The organism is Burkholderia latens (genome assembly GCF_902499045.1).
In the GTDB taxonomy this organism is placed as follows: domain Bacteria; phylum Pseudomonadota; class Gammaproteobacteria; order Burkholderiales; family Burkholderiaceae; genus Burkholderia; species Burkholderia latens.
This window is the reverse complement of the sequence record NZ_CABVPL010000098.1, coordinates 1-3028: the sequence shown is the minus strand read 5'-3', so window position 1 is coordinate 3028 and position 3028 is coordinate 1. Positions and strand designations below refer to the sequence as shown.

Annotated in this window: 7 protein-coding genes; 3 read left to right on the top strand and 4 right to left on the bottom strand. The window is 69.5% G+C overall.

Annotation, left to right across the window (positions count from 1 at the left end; genetic code table 11):
- From BSE24067_RS32075 to BSE24067_RS32060, 4 genes are all read right to left on the bottom strand, one after another.
- Positions 1 to 241 (bottom strand): hypothetical protein (locus BSE24067_RS32075; RefSeq protein ID WP_174905001.1); only part of this gene is annotated, 241 nt, incomplete at its 3' end.
- 49 nt (positions 242 to 290) lie between these two features.
- Positions 291 to 602: a hypothetical protein gene (locus BSE24067_RS32070; RefSeq protein WP_151068740.1), complete on the bottom strand. Its 312-nt coding sequence runs from the start codon at positions 600 to 602 to the stop codon at positions 291 to 293.
- Positions 599 to 856, bottom strand: coding sequence for a hypothetical protein (locus BSE24067_RS32065; RefSeq protein WP_151068741.1), 258 nt, complete (start codon positions 854 to 856; stop codon positions 599 to 601). The genes BSE24067_RS32070 and BSE24067_RS32065 overlap by 4 nt, the downstream gene beginning before the upstream one ends.
- Before the next feature lie 211 nt (positions 857 to 1067).
- Positions 1068 to 1373: a hypothetical protein gene (locus BSE24067_RS32060; RefSeq protein ID WP_151068742.1), complete on the bottom strand. Its 306-nt coding sequence runs from the start codon at positions 1371 to 1373 to the stop codon at positions 1068 to 1070.
- A gap of 156 nt (positions 1374 to 1529) precedes the next feature.
- On the opposite strand from BSE24067_RS32060, the gene BSE24067_RS32055 reads away from it, so the two are divergent.
- The 3 genes from BSE24067_RS32055 (at position 1530) to BSE24067_RS32045 (ending at position 2889) form a co-directional block, all read left to right on the top strand.
- Complete coding sequence (locus BSE24067_RS32055; protein ID WP_151068743.1) at positions 1530 to 1784, top strand: hypothetical protein; 255 nt, start codon at positions 1530 to 1532, stop codon at positions 1782 to 1784.
- 100 nt (positions 1785 to 1884) lie between these two features.
- Complete coding sequence (locus tag BSE24067_RS32050; RefSeq protein ID WP_151068744.1) at positions 1885 to 2316, top strand: CBS domain-containing protein; 432 nt, start codon at positions 1885 to 1887, stop codon at positions 2314 to 2316.
- 90 nt (positions 2317 to 2406) lie between these two features.
- On the top strand, positions 2407 to 2889 hold the full coding sequence (locus BSE24067_RS32045) for a PRC-barrel domain-containing protein (RefSeq protein WP_151068745.1): 483 nt from the start codon (positions 2407 to 2409) through the stop codon (positions 2887 to 2889).
- Positions 2890 to 3028: the final 139 nt, after the last annotated feature.

Genomic DNA, 3028 nt, shown 5'->3' with positions numbered 1-3028 from the left:
GCACGTCGGGCGCCTCGCCGCCGGCCGCGCCCGCCGGCATCGTGTTGTTCGGCGACGGACGCGTGTCGTAGCGCGTGTTCGCGTCCGGCATCGTCGTGGTCGGCGACGCGCCGCGGCCGTCCGGCGGGGGCGGCGGCGCACCGCGCGTGCCGTACGGCCCGTTCGGTTGCGTGCATGCGCCCAGCGCGCACGCGGCCGCGAACGCACATGCGCCCACGCGTATCGTCTGGATCGGTTTCATCGGAATCCTCCAGGAAGTCGGCGTCAGCGAGCCGGCCGTACGGCGCGGCTCACAGCCGGTTGAAATGGAAATCGCCCGCATACGCGGTCGGCGCGCGGCGCGCCATCATCGTGTCGAACTCGGCGGCCACACGCGTGAGCGCGCCGCGCTGCCGGCCGATGTCGGCGCGTTCGAGCGCCGCGAACGCGTCGGCGTCGAACGTCACGGTCAGCGACGCCGGGTGTCCGTCGACGCGAAAGCCGAAGTGCAGCGCGCCGGCCGGGTGCTCCTCGGCATGAAACGGCATCGCGCGCGCCTCGAAGTGACGGCCGAGCGTCTCGGCCACGTCGCGCAGCAAGCCGGGTTTCACGCGGATGCTCATCGTCGGCCCTCCGTGAAGCAGGCGAGCGCGACGGGCGGTATGCCCGTCGGCGGCACGTGGATCGGCGGTTCGCGCGTCGGCGGCTCGCGTTCCGGCGGCGGATGCCCCGGCGGGTCGCCCTCAGGGTCGTGATACGGCTCCGGCACGCCGGGCGGCACGTCGTCCGGCACGGGCACGTCGGGGTCGGGGTCGACGTCGGGCATCGGCGGGTCGGGCCGGTGCAGCGATTGGGCAGGGTCTCGGTTCATGGGCATTCGATCGTCGTTGCGTCGTCCTGAGAGAATCGGACCGGCGGCGCGGCGTGCGCGCGCCGTCCGCTGCCGTACATGTCACGTGCAAGTCCGCAATGCGTGTGCCGCGGTGCACGGCGCCTCTGCGCGCCGCGACGTACGCGCATCCATCGCGTCGCAGGCTGAGCCGTGCATTCGCTACACCGCGCGCTGCAATTCTTTCAAGCGCGTCGCATCACGCTTCGTATGCGGCCATCACGAGCCACAACTGGCGGCCGTCGTCGTGCACCGGCGCCGCCAGCGCATACGGATCCGAGGGCTCGCACGCGCGCTGCAGCGCGAAGCGGGCGGGCTCCGTCGAGCAGAACGTCTCGTCGCCGAGCGGCCGCACGTCGGCCTTGCCTTCGAACATCCGGCGATCGGGGCGATAGATCAGCGGTTCCCGTTTCCATGCGCTGAAATGGCTCTTCACGGATTCGAACCCGCCGCCGCAGACGTTGACCTCGTAGCACACCCCTGGTTGTCGTTTCGGAATCGTCATCGTGCCTCCCGCTTCATGTTGGTAGGCGGGCGAGCTTGCCGCCGCGCCGCGTTGCGTGCGTCACCGGCGCAGCGGCAAATCGCGTGCCGCCGGCCCACTGCGGGCACGCGCGTTGCGACGGTGAACGTATCATCGTCACCGACACGGAGCCCCGCCATGAAGGATTCGACCCGGTCCGGCCGCGACGCGCCGGCGCACGAGCAGCGCCGCGATCCGACGCCGCCGCTGAAGGATCAGGACCAGACGAAGACGCGCCATTCGGAGCGTCATATCGACAAGCAGCTCGAGGACACGTTTCCCGCGAGCGATCCGCCGGCGACCGGCGGCGTGACGCGCATCGAGCCCGACACGCCGCCGGGCACGCACGACGGCGGCCCGTGGGAAGACCCGGCCAAGCGCCGCGACGAATGAAGGACGGCGGCCGACTCCCGGCTCATGGCAGAACGGCGCGCTACCGGCACGCCGCTTGCTGAAGCGGACGGCCCGGCACTCAACCCGCAAGGAGGACTACATGCATCGCGTCAACGAAATCATGTCGCAGGACGTCGTGCGCATCGCGCCGACCGATTCGATCCGTCATGCAGCGCAGCTGATGGAGCGCTACGACATCGGCGCGCTGCCCGTGTGCGACAACAACCGGCTGATCGGCATGGTCACGGATCGTGACATCGCGGTGCGCGCGATCTCGGCCGGCAAGCCGCCGGAAACGCGGGTTCACGAAGTCGCGTCGGGCCCGATCGAATGGTGTTTCGAGGACGATTCGCTCGACGAGATCCAGCATTACATGGCCGACGCGCAATTGCGGCGGCTGCCCGTCGTCGATCACGACAAGCGCCTCGTCGGCATGCTGTCGCTCGCGGACATCGCGACGCGCACGGCCGGCCCCGCGCGCGACGACGTCGCGAACACGCTCGAGGGCGTGTCGCAACCGAAGCAGACGTGACGGGGCGATCCTCGCTCCGCCCGATAACCCGCGCGACCCACAGGGCCCCTTCCGGGCACGGTCGCGCCTCACGCAGCCAGGAGGACAACCATGCAGACTCCCGATCAAGGACAGACCCGCATCGTCGGCAAGGGCGCCGCGACCGCAGCCGGTCCCGGCCCGGACGTGATGGCGGCCGACACGCTGGAAGGCAACAAGGTCTATACGACCGACGGCGACGATGTCGGCAAGATCAAGGACATCATGCTCGACGTGCGTTCCGGTCGCGTCGCGTATGCCGTGCTGTCGAGCGGCGGCCTGCTCGGCATCGGCGACAAGTTGCTCGCGATCCCGTGGAGCGCGCTGACGCTCGATACCGAACGCAAGTGTTTCCTGCTGTCGGTATCGTCCGAGCGCATCCGCAATGCGCCGGGCTTCGACAAGGATCACTGGCCGGCGATGGCCGACCCGCAATGGGCCGCGCCGCTGCACGAGTATTACGGCAGCACGCCGTACTGGAGCGCGGGCGACGAGCTCGGGCTGACCGATCCGACCGAGGACCTGAACGATCCGCGCACGCGCGGCCATCATTGATCGTTCGGTCGCTCAGGATTTGCCGGTATCGTTGTAGCCGGCGAGCCCCGCGAAGGCGGGGCTTTTTTTCGTGTGCGCCCAGCATGGGCGCACTCCTGCGGGTGGAAGTCCCGCCATAAGCTGATCACGGCAAATGAAG

What these genes read in the sequence shown, in the direction of transcription:
- BSE24067_RS32070 (WP_151068740.1), bottom strand. Translation starts at nt 602, where the DNA reads ATGAGCATCCGCGTGAAACCCGGCTTGCTGCGCGACGTGGCCGAGACG.
- BSE24067_RS32065 (WP_151068741.1), bottom strand. Translation starts at nt 856, where the DNA reads ATGCCCATGAACCGAGACCCTGCCCAATCGCTGCACCGGCCCGACCCG.
- BSE24067_RS32060 (WP_151068742.1), bottom strand. Translation starts at nt 1,373, where the DNA reads ATGACGATTCCGAAACGACAACCAGGGGTGTGCTACGAGGTCAACGTC.
- BSE24067_RS32055 (WP_151068743.1), top strand. Translation starts at nt 1,530, where the DNA reads ATGAAGGATTCGACCCGGTCCGGCCGCGACGCGCCGGCGCACGAGCAG.
- BSE24067_RS32050 (WP_151068744.1), top strand. Translation starts at nt 1,885, where the DNA reads ATGCATCGCGTCAACGAAATCATGTCGCAGGACGTCGTGCGCATCGCG.
- BSE24067_RS32045 (WP_151068745.1), top strand. Translation starts at nt 2,407, where the DNA reads ATGCAGACTCCCGATCAAGGACAGACCCGCATCGTCGGCAAGGGCGCC.